21 protein-coding genes are annotated in these 17,409 nt (G+C 73.0%); 8 read left to right on the top strand and 13 right to left on the bottom strand.

Annotation, left to right across the window (positions count from 1 at the left end):
• Positions 1-4 precede the first annotated feature (4 nt).
• Positions 5-490 carry a YbaK/EbsC family protein gene (locus AB0D10_RS04305; protein ID WP_360251016.1) on the bottom strand — a complete coding sequence of 162 codons (486 nt, stop codon included), beginning with the start codon at positions 488-490 and terminating at the stop codon, positions 5-7.
• 162 nt (positions 491-652) lie between these two features.
• On the opposite strand from AB0D10_RS04305, the gene AB0D10_RS04300 reads away from it, so the two are divergent.
• The gene (locus tag AB0D10_RS04300; RefSeq protein WP_360251013.1) at positions 653-1,096 is read left to right on the top strand and encodes an FCD domain-containing protein; all 444 of its coding nucleotides are present in this window, start codon (positions 653-655) and stop codon (positions 1,094-1,096) included.
• Between the two features lie 139 nt (positions 1,097-1,235).
• Here the strand turns inward: AB0D10_RS04300 and AB0D10_RS04295 are convergent, their stop codons facing one another.
• Positions 1,236-1,475 carry a hypothetical protein gene (locus AB0D10_RS04295; RefSeq protein WP_360251010.1) on the bottom strand — a complete coding sequence of 80 codons (240 nt, stop codon included), beginning with the start codon at positions 1,473-1,475 and terminating at the stop codon, positions 1,236-1,238.
• Positions 1,476-1,906: 431 nt separating this feature from the next.
• Between AB0D10_RS04295 and AB0D10_RS04290 the strand changes: the two genes are divergently transcribed.
• The 5 genes from AB0D10_RS04290 (at position 1,907) to AB0D10_RS04270 (ending at position 7,858) form a co-directional block, all read left to right on the top strand.
• On the top strand, positions 1,907-5,092 hold the full coding sequence (locus AB0D10_RS04290) for a nitrate- and nitrite sensing domain-containing protein (protein WP_360251007.1): 3,186 nt from the start codon (positions 1,907-1,909) through the stop codon (positions 5,090-5,092).
• Positions 5,092-5,556: a roadblock/LC7 domain-containing protein gene (locus AB0D10_RS04285; protein ID WP_360251004.1), complete on the top strand. Its 465-nt coding sequence runs from the start codon at positions 5,092-5,094 to the stop codon at positions 5,554-5,556. The genes AB0D10_RS04290 and AB0D10_RS04285 overlap by 1 nt, the downstream gene beginning before the upstream one ends.
• Before the next feature lie 119 nt (positions 5,557-5,675).
• The gene (locus AB0D10_RS04280; RefSeq protein WP_360251729.1) at positions 5,676-6,041 is read left to right on the top strand and encodes a DUF742 domain-containing protein; all 366 of its coding nucleotides are present in this window, start codon (positions 5,676-5,678) and stop codon (positions 6,039-6,041) included.
• Between the two features lie 2 nt (positions 6,042-6,043).
• On the top strand, positions 6,044-6,664 hold the full coding sequence (locus AB0D10_RS04275) for an ATP/GTP-binding protein (RefSeq protein ID WP_360251001.1): 621 nt from the start codon (positions 6,044-6,046) through the stop codon (positions 6,662-6,664).
• A gap of 60 nt (positions 6,665-6,724) precedes the next feature.
• Entirely contained in the window at positions 6,725-7,858 is a 1,134-nt protein-coding gene (locus AB0D10_RS04270; protein WP_360250998.1) for an FAD-dependent monooxygenase, read from the top strand.
• 33 nt (positions 7,859-7,891) lie between these two features.
• On the opposite strand, the gene AB0D10_RS04265 is transcribed toward AB0D10_RS04270, so the two are convergent.
• From AB0D10_RS04265 to AB0D10_RS04235, 7 genes are all read right to left on the bottom strand, one after another.
• Entirely contained in the window at positions 7,892-8,584 is a 693-nt protein-coding gene (locus tag AB0D10_RS04265) for a DUF4328 domain-containing protein (protein WP_360250995.1), read from the bottom strand.
• Between the two features lie 20 nt (positions 8,585-8,604).
• Positions 8,605-9,828, bottom strand: coding sequence for a transferase (locus tag AB0D10_RS04260; RefSeq protein ID WP_360250992.1), 1,224 nt, complete (start codon positions 9,826-9,828; stop codon positions 8,605-8,607).
• Positions 9,829-9,908: 80 nt separating this feature from the next.
• Complete coding sequence (locus AB0D10_RS04255) at positions 9,909-10,673, bottom strand: serine hydrolase (RefSeq protein WP_360250989.1); 765 nt, start codon at positions 10,671-10,673, stop codon at positions 9,909-9,911.
• A gap of 24 nt (positions 10,674-10,697) precedes the next feature.
• Positions 10,698-10,880, bottom strand: coding sequence for a DUF397 domain-containing protein (locus AB0D10_RS04250; RefSeq protein WP_360250986.1), 183 nt, complete (start codon positions 10,878-10,880; stop codon positions 10,698-10,700).
• A gap of 65 nt (positions 10,881-10,945) precedes the next feature.
• On the bottom strand, positions 10,946-11,131 hold the full coding sequence (locus AB0D10_RS04245; RefSeq protein ID WP_360250983.1) for a DUF397 domain-containing protein: 186 nt from the start codon (positions 11,129-11,131) through the stop codon (positions 10,946-10,948).
• Between the two features lie 2 nt (positions 11,132-11,133).
• Positions 11,134-11,787: a DUF5753 domain-containing protein gene (locus AB0D10_RS04240; RefSeq protein ID WP_360250980.1), complete on the bottom strand. Its 654-nt coding sequence runs from the start codon at positions 11,785-11,787 to the stop codon at positions 11,134-11,136.
• 2 nt (positions 11,788-11,789) lie between these two features.
• Positions 11,790-12,005, bottom strand: coding sequence for a helix-turn-helix transcriptional regulator (locus tag AB0D10_RS04235; RefSeq protein WP_360250977.1), 216 nt, complete (start codon positions 12,003-12,005; stop codon positions 11,790-11,792).
• Positions 12,006-12,135: 130 nt separating this feature from the next.
• Here AB0D10_RS04235 and AB0D10_RS04230 point away from each other — a divergent pair, with 130 nt between their 5' ends.
• Positions 12,136-12,597, top strand: a complete 462-nt coding sequence (locus AB0D10_RS04230; protein WP_360250974.1) for an ATP-binding protein — start codon at positions 12,136-12,138, stop codon at positions 12,595-12,597.
• Positions 12,598-12,813: 216 nt separating this feature from the next.
• Here AB0D10_RS04230 and AB0D10_RS04225 read toward each other — a convergent pair whose 3' ends face one another.
• Both AB0D10_RS04225 and AB0D10_RS04220 read right to left on the bottom strand, forming a co-directional pair.
• Positions 12,814-13,662 (bottom strand): class I SAM-dependent methyltransferase, encoded by an 849-nt coding sequence (locus tag AB0D10_RS04225; protein WP_360250971.1) that lies wholly within the window; start codon positions 13,660-13,662, stop codon positions 12,814-12,816.
• 210 nt (positions 13,663-13,872) lie between these two features.
• Positions 13,873-14,541: a TetR/AcrR family transcriptional regulator gene (locus AB0D10_RS04220; RefSeq protein WP_360251726.1), complete on the bottom strand. Its 669-nt coding sequence runs from the start codon at positions 14,539-14,541 to the stop codon at positions 13,873-13,875.
• A 151-nt stretch (positions 14,542-14,692) separates the two neighbouring features.
• Here AB0D10_RS04220 and AB0D10_RS04215 point away from each other — a divergent pair, with 151 nt between their 5' ends.
• Complete coding sequence (locus AB0D10_RS04215) at positions 14,693-15,703, top strand: hypothetical protein (RefSeq protein ID WP_360251723.1); 1,011 nt, start codon at positions 14,693-14,695, stop codon at positions 15,701-15,703.
• Between the two features lie 304 nt (positions 15,704-16,007).
• On the opposite strand, the gene AB0D10_RS04210 is transcribed toward AB0D10_RS04215, so the two are convergent.
• Complete coding sequence (locus AB0D10_RS04210) at positions 16,008-16,580, bottom strand: hypothetical protein (RefSeq protein ID WP_360250968.1); 573 nt, start codon at positions 16,578-16,580, stop codon at positions 16,008-16,010.
• Between the two features lie 80 nt (positions 16,581-16,660).
• Positions 16,661-17,044 (bottom strand): hypothetical protein, encoded by a 384-nt coding sequence (locus tag AB0D10_RS04205; protein ID WP_360250965.1) that lies wholly within the window; start codon positions 17,042-17,044, stop codon positions 16,661-16,663.
• Between the last annotated feature and the right edge of the window lie 365 nt (positions 17,045-17,409).

Raw genomic sequence — 17,409 nt, 5'->3', positions numbered from 1 at the left:
GCGGTCAGTCCACCGTCACGGCGGACGGGGTTCCGTCCGTCACCCGCAGCAGTTCCGCGTAGGACATCGGGACGACGGTGTGCGGGTGCCCGGCGGCCGTCCACAGCACCTCGTACCGCTGCAGGGCGGTGTCGACCACCATGCGCAGCGGGGCGGGGTGGCCGGTGGGGGCGACGCCGCCGATGGCCTGGCCGGTGGCCTCACGGACCCGGTCGGCGCCCGCCCGGGCGATCCGGCCCGAGCCCAACTGTTCGGCCAGGTAGTCGGTGTCGACGCGGTGGGCGCCGCTGGTCATCACCAGCAGCGGCTCGCCGTCGCAGAGGAACACCAGGCTGTTGGCGATGGCCCCGACCTCGCAGCCGAGGGCCGCCGCGGCCTCGGCTGCCGTACGGGCGGAGTCGGGCAGGACGACGATCTCACCGGCGACACCGGCGGCTGCCAGCGCCTCGGCGACCGCCAGGCTTCGGGCGGGGAGAGAGGAGGACGTCATCGGGTCATCATGCCTTTCGCTCATGAGCGCCGTTCATGCCCCTGGCCCATGAGCCCCGCTCATGGCGCCTTCCATGAGCGCCGTTCATGCCCCGCGCCCATGAGCCCCGCTCATGGGCTTCCACGAGCGCCCGCCCATGAGACTCCCTCATGAGGTCACCCCATGAGCCCCGCTCATGGCCACCCGTCCCCCGGCAGCGCGAGCACCAACACCGACACCTGCACCTGCGCCGGCACCGACGTCGGCACCGGCGGCCCGGCCCGCCGCACGGAGGCGGACCTCGTCACCCTGGATGCGGCCCTGGCGGCCCGCCACGCGGCGGGCGGGGCGGACGACACCGCCTTCGTCGACGCCGACATCGCCCTGCACACCGCCGTCGTGGCGGCCGCCCACAACCCCGTCCTGGATGACCTCTTCACCCAGTTCGCCCCGGTGCTGCGCGAGCAACTGGTCGGCCTGTTCGACATCCGCGCCGAGGACCCGAACCAGGGCTACGACTCACACGCCGCCCTGGTCCGCGCCGTCCGCGACGGCGACCCGGAGGCCGCCGGCCGGGTGCTGGCCGCGGAGCTGGAGGCCACCCGCTCCCGCCTCCTGGCGGACTGAACCCGACGCGCACCCGAGCGGGCCGGACGCCGCGACCTCCCCGGCCACCCCGAACTCCCCGGCCACCCCGCGCCATGACCATCCCGACCGCAACCGCCCCGACCGCAACCCCGCCCCACCGCCACCCCGCCCCACCGCTTCACCGCCCCACCACTTCACCGACCCGGGCACCACGGTCCACGACCTCGCCGGCGAGAGCATTGGCCCACTGCCCGGCCTGCGGCGGCTGCACTGCGACGGCTGCGGCCACGCCCGGGACGAGCGCCAGGATTGCCGGGCCTTCGGCGCCGCCGTCGATCCGTACGTCCGCCTGCCGCTCCGGCCGGCGGCCGGCTGCTGCGGCCGACTGCTGCGGCGGCCGGGTGCCGTGGGCGCACAACCCGGCCCATCTCGATCCACTGGAGGGTCATGTCGTCGCCGGGCTGCGTGAACGCTCGGCGACCCCCGGGCCGTCGAGTCTGATGGAGCGGTTGTCGGCCTCGCCGAAGTCGGCGAAGCACCGGGACGAGCTGCTGCGGACGATCCGCCAGTCGCGCGCCTCGGTGCGGCAGCGTCCTGCCCCCGACCGAACGATCGGGACGGACGAACGGGTCCCAGCCCCGGCGTCACACAGTTTTCACACGGCGGCCATCCACCGGCCGCGCGAGCCGTTGACACTGTGTCAAGCAAGTCCGGATCGGCCTGCTCCGCATACGTACAGTCAATGACTGAATGACATTGTGTCGGATACGTGTGCAAGCACCGCTCAGGCAGCGAACGGGCTTTCACTCCAATCACACGGTATGACTAGTATCGCTTCGTCAAAAGCCCGTGCCCGGACGGCCCGCCCCTCACCGGCCGGCCGCCAGCCCCAAGGAGTCTGCTCTGCGCGCGCGTGCGAATCGGCGGCCCCCGACGCCGAAGGGCCCCCGCAGGCGTCCACGCCTGTCCCTGCGGACGGCGCTTCTCGTCCTGGCCGTCGTCCCCAGCCTCGCCCTCGTCGCCCTCTGGGCGGTCACCAGCGGCGAGACCGTCTTCGACTTCCAGCGGCAGGCCGCCCAGGGCCTCCTGGCCCAGAAGGCCGGCCAGCCGTCGAACATCGTCTACTACAACCTCCAGGAGGAGCGCCGGCTCAGCGCCGAGGCCCTCGCCCGGCCCGGCGCCGGCACCGACCAGTTGCGCCGCCAGCGGCAGGCGACCGACGACGCGGTGCGCCAGTTCCAGGCCCTGTCCGGCGAGACCGCCGACAGCGCGCCCGACGAGGTGCGCAGCGCCGTCGCCGAGGCCCGCCAGGCCATGGGCAAGCTCGCCGAGCAGCGCGCCGCCGTGGACCGCGGCGCGGTCGACCAGCAGACCGTCTACGCCTACTACACCGACCTGATCGCGGTGGACCTGCGGCTGTTCACCGCGCTCAGCCACGTGGACACCGGCGAGGTCACCTGGATCTCCAAGACCCTGGTGAACGCCTTCTGGGCGAAGGAGATGCTGGCCCGCGAGGACGCGATCCTGGCCCGCGGCTGGCCCTCCGGCCGGCTCAGCACCGCCGACTACCAGGCCGTCCAGCAGGCCATCGGCGCGCAGGACCACCTGCTCACCGTGCAGGTCGTCCCGTACGTCCCGGACGGCGAGGCGACCGCCTGGCACGACCTGATGAACAGTCCGGCCTGGCAGGCCAAGGCCGCCGTCGAACAGCAGCTGACCAGGCCGACCGCCGCCGACGCCAACGGCACCGTCAAGCTGCCCGCCGCCCAGGACCAGTGGCGCCAGGCGCTCGACCAGGTCAACCCTGTGCTGGTCAAGGCGATCGAGACCCGCACCAGCGGCATCGTCGAGGTCGGCAAGGGCGCCATCCTGCACCTGCTGACCCGGGTCGTGCTGACCACCGTCATCGGCCTGATCACGGTCATCGCGGTGGTCATCGCCTCCTGGCGGCTCAGCCGCTCGCTGCGCCGCCGGATCAAGGAACTGCACACCCAGGCCGAGGAGATGCAGCGCACCCTGCCCGAGGTGGTCGAGCGCCTCGGCCGCGGCGAGCAGGTGGACGTCGAGGCCGAGGCCCGCACCATCACCGAGGGCCCGCACGGCAACGGCACCGACGAGCTGGCCCGGCTCGGCCAGGCGCTCAACCTGGCCCGCTCCTCCGCCCTGGCGGCCGCCGTCGGCCAGGCCGAGCAGCACCGCGGCTTCGAGCGGCTGCTGCAGCGCATCGCACGCCGCACCCAGCTGTTGATCGGCCGCCAGCTGCGCAAGCTGGACGAGCTGGAGCGCAGGCACGAGGACCCGGAGGTCCTGGAGGGCCTGTTCGACCTCGACCACCTCACCGCCCGGCTGCGCCGCTACGAGGAGAACCTCGTCATCATGGCCGGCGGACAGCCGCAGCGGCGCTGGCGCAAGCCGGTCCCGCTGCTGGACGTGCTGCGCGCCGCGCAGGGCGAGGTGCAGGACTACCGTCGGATCATGCTCGACGTGGAGGGCCACCCGTGGCTGTCCGAGCGGGCGGTCGGCCCGGTCGCCCACGTGCTCGCCGAGCTGATGGAGAACGCCACCACCTTCTCCAAGCCGCCCACGCCGGTGGAGGTCCGGGCGGCCATCGTCGGCCGCGGGCTCGCGATCGAGATCGAGGACCGCGGGCTCGGCATGGACCCGGAGCAGTACGACGCGGCGAACGAGCTGATGAGCCGTCCGCCACGGACGGACGTGCTGGCCCGGGCCGACGACATCCGCCTCGGCTTCCACGTGGTGGCCCGCCTCGCCTCGCTGCACGGGCTGAAGATCGAGTTCCGCCCGTCGGCCTTCGGCGGCACCCGGGTCGTCGTGCTCGTTCCGGACGAGCTGGTCATCGACGGTGATGCCGGCCTGCCGGACGGCGGCGTCGGCGTCATCGGCGCGACGGCCGAGCCGATCCCGCTGGTCCGGCGCTCGCGCCGGGCGGTGCGGTCGGCCTCGGACGACGTGCCAGTCCAGGCGCCGGCCGGACCGCCGGTCGCGCCGGTGGAGTCCTTCGGGCAGGGCGACTTCGGCCCGCAGGCGGCGCCGGTGCCGCTGCCGCTGGTAGCGCAGCTGCCGCCGGAGGTCCCGGACGCCCCGTTCCCGGAATCGCCGTTCCAGGAATCGCCGTTCGCGCAGTCGCCCTCCCCGGAATCGCCGTTCCCCGAGGCGCCGTTCCCGGTGGCCCCGTTCCCGGAGGCGCCCTCCCCCGTGGCACCGTTCCAGGAGACTCCGGCGCACGAGGCCTTCCCGCCCGTCGCGGCGCAGGAGGCCCCGTACCTGCCGGCGCCGGTCCAGGAGACCCACCCGCCGTTGCCGTCGGTGTCCGCGCAGCAGCCCGCGCAGCGGCAGCCCTTCCCGTCCGAGGAGCCGTTGCGGCCCGAGCAGCCGATCGAGCACAGCTCCCCGGCCGAGCCGGTGCCCGCACGCGAGACCCCGGCCTACCCGGACATCGCCTACGCCCGGGTCACCGAGGCCGAGGCGCCGTACGCCGACGAGCAGTACCGCCCGGCCGACCACTACCGGCTGGCCGAGCGGCGCGGCACCCGCGAGTACCCCACCTCGGTCCCGTACAGCCCGGCCGAGGGCGGGCAGCCGCCGCTGCCGCAGCGCGTGCGGCAGGCCAGCCTGGCCGCCGAGCTGCGGGTGCCCCCGCCGGCCGGCTCGCAGTGGGTCGAGCGCCCCGCCGAGCGCCCCGCCGAGGACCCTGCCACGGGCGCCGTCGCGGGCGCCCGCGACGGTGTCGGCGACGTCATCGGCGCGGGCACCGCCGAGGGCGCCGTGCCGCCTCCCGCGGGCCCGTTCCAGCGCGCCGAGCGCCCGGTGCGGCGCTCGGGTGCGGCGATCGGCGCCTTCCAGCGCCAGTCCCGTGCCGCCCGGGCCCAGGACAGCGGCGAACACCGGCTGCCCGCGGCCCTCACCCGGCCGGCTCCCCCCACCCCCTCCGGTCCCCCGGCTCCCCCGTCCGGCCCCTCCCCCTGGGCCCTGCCCGCCGCGGACCCCCGAACCACACGAACGGATGACCAGTGATGAACCGCACGATCGCCACCCACCAGGACCTGGACTGGCTGCTGGACGGACTCGTCGACTCGGTACCGGGGACCAGGAACGCCGTCCTGCTCTCCGACGACGGCCTCGTCGTCAGCCACTCCCGGACCATCGAGCGGGCCGACGCCGAGCGCCTGGCCGCCGTCGCCACCGGCCAGCAGAGCCTGGCCCGCGGGGTCGGGGTGCTGTTCGACGGCGGGCCGGTGCACCAGGTGATCGTCGAACTCGCCGAGTGCTGGCTGTTCATCATCGCCGCCGCCCAGGGCACCCACCTGGCCGTGGTCGCCTCCCAGGAGGTGGACGCCGAGGTGATGTCCGTGGCGATGCACACCCTGGTGCAGCAGGTCGGCCAGAAGCTCACCACCCCGGCCCGCGCCGAGGCCGCGCCCGCCGCCCTCGGCGCTCCCGCCTCGTTCGACGTCTTCGCCGCCCGGAACCGGGGCTGACGCAGGTGGGCCCGTACGGGAACGACGCCTGGGGGGCCGGCCGCGACGACGGCCGGCGGCGCGACGCGGTGCCGCACTGGAGCGAGCTGGAGGAGGACGCGGAGGACGAGACGGGCAGCATGGTCCGCCCGTACACGATCACCCGCGGCCGCACCGCGCCCGAGCGGGACGACCTCACTCTCATCACCGTGCTCACCACGGTCGAGGAGGAGGCCGCCAAGGCCCTGGCGCGGGGCAGCCGCGCCGGTGCCCGCGGCCTCCAGCCCGAGCACCGCCTGATCCTCGAACGCTGCCGTCGTCCGGCGGCCGTCGCCGAGGTGTCGGCCGGCCTGGACCTCCCGGTCTCGGTCACCAAGATCCTGCTGGGCGACCTGGTCGCCCAGGGCCTGCTGAAGGCCCGGGCGCCGCTGTCGGTGGCCCGGGCCGCCGGGGGCGTGGACCTCGGCCTGCTCACGGCCGTACGCGAAGGACTCCGGAGACTCTGAACATGGCAACACCCCACTCCGCCATCGGCGACCCCACCGCCACCCACACCGCCGCCCCGGCCGCCGCCCCGGCCGCCGTCAAGATCCTGATCGCGGGCGGCTTCGGCGTCGGCAAGACCACCCTGGTCGGCTCCGTCAGCGAGGTGACCCCGCTGCGCACCGAGGAGTACCTGACCCGGGCCAGCATCGGCGTCGACGACCTCTCCGGCGTCGACCAGAAGGACACCACGACCGTCGCCCTCGACTTCGGCCGGATCACCGTCAGCCCCGAGCTGGTGGTCTACCTGTTCGGCACGCCCGGCCAGGAACGCTTCTGGTTCATGTGGAACGACCTGGTCAACGGCGCCCTCGGCGGGATCGTCATCGCCGACACCCGCCGGCTGGAGACCAGCTTCGCCTCCATCGACTTCTTCGAGAGCCGGGGCATCCCGTTCGTGGTCGCGATCAACTGCTTCCACAACACCAACACCCGCACCCCCGACGAGATCCGGGCCGCGCTCGACCTCGACCCGCAGGTCCCGATGCTGCTCGGCGACGTGCGCGAGCGCGCCTTCGGCCGGGACCTGCTGCTCGCCCTGGTCGACCACCTGATGGAACTCGCCGCCGTCTCCCCCGCCGGCTGACCCCCCTTCGGCCGCACCCGTCCCCCGGCTGAACCTCACTTCTCTGGGAGCACCACACCCATGACAACACCCCTGCGCGTCCTCGTCCACGGCGGCGGCATCGGCGGCCTCACCCTCGCCACCGCCCTCGCGAAGCGCGGCCACCACGTCGACGTCGCCGAGCTGCGCGAGCAGCCGGAGGCGCTCGGCGTCGGCATCATCCAGCCCTCCAACGCCCTGCACGTGATGCGCGAGATCGGCGTCCTGGACGACTGCCTGGCCGTCGGCTTCGAGTGGGAGGTGCTGACCATCTGCGACCCGGCCGGCGCCACCCTCGCCAAGATCCCGCAGCCCCGGATGGGCGACGCCCCGTCCAACAACGGCATACCGCGCCCCGCGCTCGCCCGCGTCCTCGCCGACGCGGCCACCGCCGCCGACGCCGCCCTGCGCTTCGGCACCACCATCGCCTCGGTCACCGACGACGGCGAGGGCGTCGACGTCACGCTCACCGACGGGCACGCCGGCCGCTACGACCTGGTCGTCGGCTTCGACGGCATCGGCTCGCCGCTGCGCCGGCACCTTTACGGCGAGGCGTACGCGCCCGAGTACACCGGCTTCGCCAACTGGCGCGTGACGCTGCCGCGTTCGCCCGAGGTGCGGGGCGTGGTGATGTCCGCCGGCAACACCGCGGCGAAGGCACTGCTCACCCCGATCAGCGAGGAACTCATGTACCTGGGCTCGGTGTTCGCCGAAGCCGAGGACTTCCGCCCGGACCCGGAGCGCGCCCACGAGCAGCTGCGCGAGCGCCTGGCCGGTTTCGGCGGCCCGATCGCCGAGGCGCTGGCGCAGGTCACCGACCCGGCCGCCGTGGTCCACTCGCGGATCTCCCAGGTCACCGTCGAGGAGCCGTGGCACGTCGGCCGGATCGTCCTCGCGGGCGACGCCGCCCACGCCTCCACCCCGCACCTGGCCCAGGGCGCGGCGATGGCCGTGGAGGACGCGCTGGTGCTCGCCCTGAGCCTGGACGCCCACGACACCGTCCCGGCCGCCCTGGCCGCCTGGGAGGGGCGCCGCCGCCCGCGCGCCCTGTGGGTCCAGGCCCTGTCCCGGGCGGTCCTCAAGCAGGAGACCGGCGCGCCGACGTCGGCGGAGGAGGACGAGCTGCTGAAGGTCGGTATCCCGGGCGCCGCGCACGTCCTCGTCCAGCCGTACTGACGGCCGCACCGACGGCGCCCCGCTCCGGCCCGCTCAGCCGGTCGGTGCGGGGCGCCGCTGCGTCTGCCAGGCGCTGATCCGGTGGACGGTGTAGAGGATCAGCACACCGGCGAGCACGTAGAGCACGGTGGAGACGGTGGAGAGGTACACGGCGCGACGCAGGTCGTCCTCCGTCAGCGAGTCCTTCATCACCAGGTACGTGTAGCTCTGGCCGACGTACCCGCCGATCACCCACGCCCCCCACCAGACGGCGAGGAGCGCGCCGGGGGCCGACCGCCGGGGCGCGCTGGCCTTCCAGACGTCCGTCACGATCACGAGCGGGATCCACAGGTTCGCCACCGGGGTCATCCAGGAGCCGACCGTCCACCCCCGCGCCCGGCGCTGGCTCCCCGGGCCGCCCAGCGACTCGGCGTTGAGCCTCGCCCGCCACAGCCAGACCAGGAACACCACCCCGGTCACGAGGATGACCAGCAGGCCCTTCCACCACGAGAAGAAGCTTGAGAAGTCGTCGGCGGCCTGGGCCTCCTCGATCGTCGCCGTGCCCGCCAGGAAGTGCTCGACGACCAGGTAGACGCGCCAGTCGGCCACCGTGAGCAGGACGCTGTACAGCAGCGCCAGCAGGACGAGGACCGTCACGGCCACGCTCAGGCCGGTCACGGCCCGGTACGGCCCGGCTTCGGCCCCGTCGGCGTTCGCGGACGGGACGGCTCGGTGCGGATGCTCCACGTTTCCCCCAGGGTTCGTGTTCACCAGAGTGCGATCAACTGCGCGGCCCGGTAGGCGAGCCAGCCCGCCAGGGCCAGCGCGAGGGCGAGTCCGAGACCGGTCAACTGCGACTGCGAGGAGAGCCGGGTCCTCCAGAGCATCGTCCGGCGGCGGCGTCCCACGGACGCCAGGGCGGCCTGCACCGCGCGGGCCAGGTGCAGCGTGGACGTCTCCACCGCCCCGAAGCCCGGGCTCCGCATCCAGGACCGCCACCCCGTGCGCCGCTGCCCCACCGGGAACACCCGGGGCGTCCAGGACTCGTCGAAGACGACGACGGCGGAGACCCAGTGCTCGTCCGGGCCCGGCTCCCGGAGCGGCACCGGCGTCGGCAGGTGGTCGTTCAACCGGGCCATCAGGTCGGACGGGCCGCCCGGCGTGAGCAGGACCAGCTTCCCGGCCGGCTGGGTCGCCCGCACCTGCTCGACCTCCCACCACAGCCCGTCCCCCTGCCCCAGGCGCAGGACGATGAGCTGGGACAGGTCCATCAGCCGCAGCACCGTCGGTTTCCAGTCGTCCAGCGGCAGGTAGAAGCGCGCGGCGCCGAGGCGCGGCAGGGGCTCCGCGGGCTGCCCGACCGCGATCACGGGGCCGAAGACCCCGAGCGCGCCGACGAACTGCTCCTCCCGCGTGTTGATGTTGAAGTCCGCGCCGTCCTCGACCTGGGCGGCGATCTCGTCGTCGTCGAAACTGCGCAGGTAGAGCACGGGTTCGCGGCCGTCCCGCAGCAGCGCCCGGGCCGCCGGGCGCCCCGCGTACGGGCGGGTGCGACGCAGGACCAGGAGGCCGGCCCCGGTGGCCGCCAGACCGCCGAACAGCAGGAGGAACTGCGACTCCATGGGCATGGTGTGGCCCCGCTGCTCCGACATGGTGACGGCGTAGGTTCCGGCCCCGAACAGCATCAGACCGATGCTGTTGGCCGTCCGCAGCGTCCTGTTCCACCGCGGCCGGAGCGGGACGAACCGGCTGACGAGGCCGACGAGTTGCGCGGCCCCCGACCGCCGACGGTGCCGCAGCCACAGGGCCGGCCACGCCAGGACCAGGGCCGCCACCGCGAGCCACAGGGCGACCGCGGCTTCGAGGTCGGACCCCTCACGTCCGCCCGCCCCGTCGATGCCCACGTCGATCGCCAGCTGCAGCGCGACGTAGGCGGCCGCGACCGCCAGCGCGGTGACCAGCCGGGCAATGTTCCGCAGACGCGACGACACCTCGGCTCACCCCCAGGCTCTCCCCCGACAGCGTGAGTGGAATGCCTGGAGTTCGTACCGCATTCAACTGATCATCATGCTCATGCAGATGGGCGGATCTCATGGCGCCGCGTCCACACCGCCGCCGAAACCCGGGCCAGCAGACGGGCGGCCGGGTCGATGCGGTCGGCGCCCGAGGCGAGCGGGCCGGTGTAGCAGACCGCGATCAGGTACGGCGGGCAGTCGTAGGGGTGGACCAGGCCGACACAGTGCCGGGCACCCGGGATCCAGCCGTTCTTGAACGCGATCCGGGTGTTCGGCGGGAGACCGGCGGCGAGGTCCACCCGGAAGTCGTTGTCCTCCAGGAGCCCGAGCAGTTCCGGCTCGTCGGCGAGGGAGCGGATCAGGCGGACAAGGTCGCGGGCACTGACCAGGTTGTTGACGCCGACCGCCCGCGCCGCGTAGTCCTCGATCCCGCGCGGGGTGGAGCTGCGGGTCGCACCGGCGCGGCGCCAGACGTCGGCGACCGCCCGTGGAGTGGTACGGGCCAGGCAGAGGTTGGTCGCCAGGTTGGAGGAGTGCGTGATCATCCGCTCGGCGAGCAGGCTGAGCGGGACGTGCGAGCCCAGCAACTCCCAGGGCAACGGGTCGCTGTCGTAGTCCTGGTTGTTGCCGAACTCCCCGCCGACGGCCGACTCGAAGTGGTTCACCACCGGCACGTCGGCGTCCAGGTTCACACCGCTGCGCCACAGCGCCGCGAGCACGGCCACCTTCATCGTGCTCGCGGCGTCGTGCAGGACGTCCGGATTGCGCACGAACACCGGCTCCGCCACACCCGCCCAGGGGGCCACCACCACAGACAGCATGGAGGAAGGGTAGGGGATATTCGGTCAGACCCGGGCATTGGCCGCGAAGGCCACGAATGCCCGCCACGCGGCGGGTTCGAAGGTGAGGTGCGGGCCGTTCGAGTCCTTGGAATCGCGCACGAGGACGGCCTCGCCGGTCTCGGCGACCTCGACGCACTCGCCGCCCTCGCTGCCGCTGTGGCTGCTCTTGAACCAGAGCAGTTCCATGCCTCCTGACGGTACGCCAACGGCCCGCCGCCAGGCAGACGGTGGGCCGTTGAGAGGAGGTCCGGTCAGACCTCGGCAGTGGCGGCGAACGAAACGAACGCCTCCCACGCGGCCGGCTCGAACGCCAACTGGGGACCGCTCTTGTCCTTGGAGTCACGCACGTGGACGACACCGGGGGTCTCGGCCACCTCGACGCACGCGGCGTCCTCGTTGGTGCTGTGGCTGCTCTTGAACCACGCCAGTTCTGACATGCCTATCGCTCTCCCAGAATCTGTTCGATCAAGGCCAGTGTCTCCCTCAGCCCCAGGGCCTGGGCCCGGATGCTGCTGTACCGTGCAGCCATATTACGGACCTCCACGGGGTCCGTGATCAACCGATTCACGTGCTGTGCCGCCACATAGCCGATCTGTGGACGACTGTTGGGCGTGAGCAGGATGAACGAGCCGCCCATTCCGGCGTGGCACATTCGGTCGAGCGGCATGACCTGGAGTTCGGGGCCCCTCATCTGCCCGATCTTCAGCAGGTGTCGGAGCTGCTCCGTGTGCACGTCCCAGCCACCCATCGGGCGGCGGAGCACGCTCTCGTCGATCACCCACGTGATGACCGGCAGCGGCCAGCGAGCCAGGATTTCTTGTCGGGCCAGTCTCGCTGCCACCCACTCGTCGATCTGCTCGGGCGAGAGAAGCGGCCGACGCATCTCGTACAACGCGCGGATGTACGCCTCGGTCTGGAGTAGTCCCGGGATCACCATCGTGCTGTAGTCGTGGATCTCGACGGCCCGGTTCTCCTCCGACGTGAAGGCCTTGGAGAAGGCCGGGTGTCGCTCGCTGACCCGGATCTTCGCCTTCATGACATCGTCCGCGACGGCCAGGAGCAGGCCTCCCGCGTTGAGGACCTTGTCGACCACCGTCAGGTACTCGATCCGAGGGTCCGGATACCACGTTCGACCGCGCCCACGTGGTCCTCGCTGTAGCCGGTCAGCCCGGCCAGTTCCTTCTGGGTGATGCCGGCCCGCTCGCGGAGGATCTTGATCTGTTTCCCCACCGCTCGATAGAACTCCGCTACCCCGTCCGAGAGTTCTGCCGTCTCACCGTCATCGAACACCGTGCGCTCGACACCGCTCATAGGTATCACTCGCCCCCTTGCCCAATTGATCCAGGCCGACCGCCATGCCGACCCTCCACATCCGTACAAGCACGCTCCGTGCTTGCCGAACTCGTAGTCAGGGTACGTCCGCGCCGTCACGCTTTCTCCCATGACGACCGAAATCCCGCTCGACAACCCCCGCACCCACACCACCAACCTCGCCGCCACTCCCCGGGGTGCGGCGATCTGCCGGCGCCTCGCCAGACGTCAACTCACGCTCTGGGGGCTGCACTCGGCGCACACCGAGCCGTTCTACTCCGCGTTGCTGATCGTCGCGGAGCTGGCCGCGAACGCGATCACGCACGGCCGCGTTCCGGGGCGCGGCTTCGAGCTGCACCTCGCGCTCACCACCACCGCGCGCCGGGGCACCACCCTGCGCATCGCCATCAGTGACCCCAGGGGCGACCGGCTCCCCCTCCTCCCCACCGTCCACCTCCCCAACGCCCGGTCCGGCCGGGGCCTCACCCTGATCGACGCCCTCTGCGACCGCTGGGGCACCATCCCCCGCCACCCCAACGCCAAGACGGTCTGGGCCGAACTCGACCTCATCCCCGACCCCGATGCTTCCTGAACCCCGCCATACCGGGGGCCACGCGACCCTCTGCACCCTGCTGCCCTTCGCGCTCCTCCTCGCGCTGCTCGCCTGGGCTCACCCCCTCGTCGCCCGGCGGGGCGACCGGCACCGTCCCGCCCTCACGGCGACCCCAACCACCCACCCGTAGCACGACATCGGAGTGGGAAGTCGGCCGATCCGACTTCCCACTCCTCTCGCATGGCCTGCCCGGTCTCACGACCGCCGGACGCGCAGCACGCCGGTCAGCATGGGGAGGACGAACGCGCCGTCGGCGGTCTCCGGCCGGCCCTCCAGGTAGGCGCGGGTCCGGCTCAGCAGGGCCTCCCGCTCCCGCTCCGGCATCACGAGGACGCCCGCCTTCGTCCCGAGCGTCGCAACGAGGGAGTCGGCGGTCCGGCCCTGTCCGTGCGGGAACTCGGCCTGCTCCGGCAAGTCGAACCGGGCGCCCCCGCCCTTCCGGGGGAGATGCATGCCGGCCGCCTCGACCCGCCAACTCTGGGGCACGTCACGCGGACCGATGGCCGCGCTCCCGGTGACGGCCGCGAGCCCGGCCACCCAGTCGACCCCGTCGTCGAAGACGTTCCACAGGCCTGCCAGTACTCCGCCGGGTGCGAGGACCCTGGCGATCTCGGGGCCCGCGAGGTCCATGTCGAACCAGTGCATGGCGTTGCCGGACAGCACCGCGTCGACGGACCCGTCCGGCAGCGGGATCGCTTCCGCGCTGCCCGCCAGGGCCTGCACCGCCGGGATTCCCCGGCGCAGTTCGGCGAGCATCGCCGGGTCGGGCTCGACCGCGACGACGTCGACGCCCATCGCGAGCAGCGTGCCGGTGAGTTTGCCGGTCCCGGCGCCGAGGTCGAGCACCCGCGGGCCGGGCGCGGGTTCGAGGGCCCAGCGGACCGCGGCCTGCGCGTAGTCCGGGCGGTGCTCGGCGTAGGCGCCCGCCGCCGCGCCGAACGACGAGCCGTGGAGCCGCCGTTCGTCGTCCGGTAACCGCTGCCCTCCGCCCCGGCTCTCCTCCTGGCGCCGGTTCCGCTCCGGACCGTTGTCGATCCGCCTCATCGCAGCTCCTCGGGTGAGCGGGCCACGCCCCACGCGCAGCCCTCGGTTGGCCGACCCCGGGCCGACGGGCCACCGGCGGCGCGAATCCACCGGACCGTGACCCGACACGGCGCCATCTGTCGCATCGGCCGCCGAGGCTGATGACGACCGGGCGCGCCGGCGCGTTCCGGACCTATCGCCGGTCCGCCGGACACCCCGGGTGAGTCGACGTCACTGCCGGGCGCCTCGCTCGGCTGCGTCGAAGGCGGGCGCGAGCGGGGCCAGCGCTGCGCGGAGCCGGTCGGACAGTGAGCCTGAGGGCACGACCAGCCCTCCGGTGCCGGGGCTCCCGGCGCCCCCCGCGGTCTCGGGCGACCGGAGCCAGCCGTCCACCGCGATGCGCACCGCCGCGGCCACGCTTGCCGCGAGCACCCGGGCCGTGGGTGCTGCGGCGTCACCGATGCGTTCACCGATGCGTTCGGCGATCACCGCCGTGAGCGGGGGCTCGATTCCGGCGGTGGCGTCGAGGAAGGCGTCGCGCAGCGCGGTCCGGGCGGTGATCAGCAACAGCGCCTCGTGTTCGCGCTCACCGGTGTTCGTGTACTGCTCGACCACCGCTTCGGTGACGGCGTCGGCCAGGCGCACTCCTGCGGGACGGGCCGCGACCGCCGCCGCGACCCGCACCTCCCGGTCCGCGGTGACGGCGGAGACGATCGCCTGCTCACGGCTGGCGAAGTAGTTGTTGTAGGTGCGCGGCGAGACCCCGGCCGCCTCGGCGATGTCCTCGACCCGCACGTCGTCCGGGCCGTGCTGCACGGCCAGGCGCAGGGCCGCCTCCCGCAGCGCCTCGCGCGTGGCCTGCTTCTTCCGCTCCCGCAGCCCTGGTGGTGGTGTCGTCACGGCGCCAGCGTTCCACACAGGGCTGCGCACGCGCAAACTTTCCTTCGCGCAAACTTTCTCACACGCAAACTTGCGTGTGCGCATTTTTCCTGTCAGCCTCGACCCCACCGACCGGACCGACAGAAGGGGCACCACCGTGCGAGCACGAGGAATGACCTACGACACCGGATTCGTCCTGCACGGCCGGACGTCCCGCGAACACTTCGACCCCGCGGTGGTCCGGCGCGAACTCGCCGTCATCCGCGACGACCTGCACTGCAACGCGGTCCAGATCATCGGCGGCGACCCGGACCGGCTGGAGCTGGCCGCCGGCGCCGCCGCCGAGCTCGGTCTGGAGGTCTGGTTCTCGCCCTATCCGCTGGAGCTGGACCCGGAGCAGATCCTCACGCTCTTCCGCGACTGTGCCGAGCGAGCCGAACGGCTCCGGCAGCGCGGGGCCGCCGTCGTGTTCGTCGCGGGGGTCGAGCTGAGCGTGATGAACCGCGGATTCCTGCCCGGAGGGAGCCCCGAGGAGCGCGTCGAGCAGCTGATGGGCCGACCCGAGCGGCGGGTCGACGCGATGCGCGAACTCGGCGTGCGCATCAACGTGTTCCTCTGCGAGGCCGCGGCCGCGATCCGCGAACGCTTCCAGGGCCGCCTCACCTACGCGTCCATCCAGTTCGAGCAGGTCGACTGGACCCCCTTCGACATCATGGCGTTCGAGCTGATCCGCTCCGCCGAGGTCGCCGACCGGTTCCGGGACGCGGTGCGCACCCTCGCCCGGGGCCCGAAGCCGCTCGCCGTCACCGGCTTCGGCACCGCCGCCTACCGCGGCGCGGGAGACCGCGGCGGCCGAGTGCTGGAGGTGGTCGAGTACGACCCGGAGACCGGGGCCCCGGTACGGCTGAACGGCGTGTACGAGCGCGACGAGGCCGGTCAGGCCGCATACCTCGACGAACTGCTGGAGATCTTCGAGACCGAGGGCGTGGACAGCGCGTTCGTGTTCCTGTTCGCCCTGCCCGGCTACCCGCACCGCCCCGACGGCGACCCCCGGGACGACCTCGACCGGGCCGGCCTGGGCATCGTCAGACTCCTCGAAGGACGCCGGGGACACACCTACCCCGACATGGAGTGGGAACCCAAGGCCGCCTTCGCGGCGGTGGCGCAGCGGTACCGGAGGTGATCGCCGTCACACAGGTGTGGGCCGGGCGCAGGACCCCATGACCTTCTCTCATGAGGAACCCGGTGGTCGGCCGGGACCGCACCGTCCGGGCTTCCGCCGGGATCCCGGACGGCAGAAGTACCGGTACCGCGGAGCGGTACACCGGGGCACCTCCCGCGCCCGGCATGAGCCGAACTCATCGGTGCCCGGCGCCGACCGGCCCGCCATGAGCAGGTCTCAGCCGGGACGGCTCCACCGCTGTCCTGCTGCGGCCGGTGGAACGCGACCCGGCGGCCCCGCCCACCAGGGGCCGCCGACCGGCGGGTCAGCGGCCCGGGTCCTCGAACTGCCAGATCTTGTCCCCTGCCGAGAACACCTCCCGGCCGTCGGAGTCGAGGGCCGTGAGGTCGGTGGCGGTCCCCGGCTTCACCGCGTAGGCGAAGAACCCACGCCCGCCGGACGTGGCCGTGACCGCGACCCGCCGGGGTGCTCCCGTGCGGCTGTGGGCGAGCAGGCCCGCCACGCTCGGGTCAGCCGCGCCGTAGACGAGCAGGACGCGGTCGTCCAGGCCGTCGACGGCGACGTTGACCGGCACGGCCTTCGAGACCGGCGGGTCGCAGCCGTGCCCGGTGGCCCGGCGGTCGACCGAGGCCTGGGTGCAGAGCAGGCCGTTCTCGTCCAGCAGGTCCACCTGCCAGGGGACGCCGTCCACCTCCCCCCGGGCGATCACCGCGACCTTCGCCGCCTCCGGGCCGGGCACAGCGGTGGCGGCCTCGGGAGCAGCCTCGGGAGCGGCAGCCGCGGGGGCGGGACGCGTGCCGGCGCCCGGGCCCGCGGGGCCGCAGGCGGCGAGCGTCGCGATCAGGGCGGGCAGGAGGACGGGGCGGATCCGGCGCATGACGCTTCCTTCCGGTGCCGGAGCGGAGGGAGGGCCCGCGCGCGACGGCTCGGGCCCCTGGTGCCGACGACGATCCTTCGTCAGTTCGTCGCGAACGCCTTCGAGCAGGGCGCCGATCCGTTCCCATACCAGCGCAGGTAGTACGCCGTGCTGGTGTTGACCCCGATGCCGCGCGGGTCGACGTGGTCCCGGCCGTCCACGTCCCAGCTGTAGCTGGAGAACACCTTCTGGGAGCCGCTGGTCTTGACGAGCGAGACGTAGAAGCTGTGGGCGGACCCGCCCTCGCAGGCCCAGCCGCCGATGTGCACCAGGCCGCCGGTGGGGACGAAGTCCGCACTCGCGTGGTACGACCCCGAGCCCCAGGCCTGCCAGAAGTCGGTGGCCTGCGCGGAGCCGGTGGAGAGGCCCGCCACCAGCACGGTGGTGGCGGCGATCGTGATCGTGCTCAGGACCTTTCGGAACATGTGCGTTCTCCTGTCATCGGACTGGTTCACACGCCGGATCGGCTGTGCCGAATGAGCATCGGGCGCGGTGGCCGCGACACGGCCCGGTCCCGCCCCCGGGGGAAAGCCTGCGTGAGCGGACGCCACGCCGGATTGTAGAAATGCGCATGACAGAAACCGCACCGCCCGGGACCGCCTGGCCCGAGGTCCCCGGCACCGGCCTCGGCCTCGGCCTCGGCGCCACCGAACGCGAACTGCTGCGCCTGCTCGGCTCCGGACGGCGTGGAACGCCTGGGTGCGAGCAGCCGCTTCGAGGCCGGGATCAAGGCCGGGATCAAGGGCGTCCACCGCGGCCGGCTCTGCCCGCCCGACCCGACAGTCCCGGA

Origin of the sequence: Kitasatospora sp. NPDC048545, assembly GCF_040651155.1 — a bacterium.
Taxonomy (GTDB): domain Bacteria; phylum Actinomycetota; class Actinomycetes; order Streptomycetales; family Streptomycetaceae; genus Kitasatospora.
This window is presented reverse-complemented; position numbering and strand designations above follow the sequence as displayed.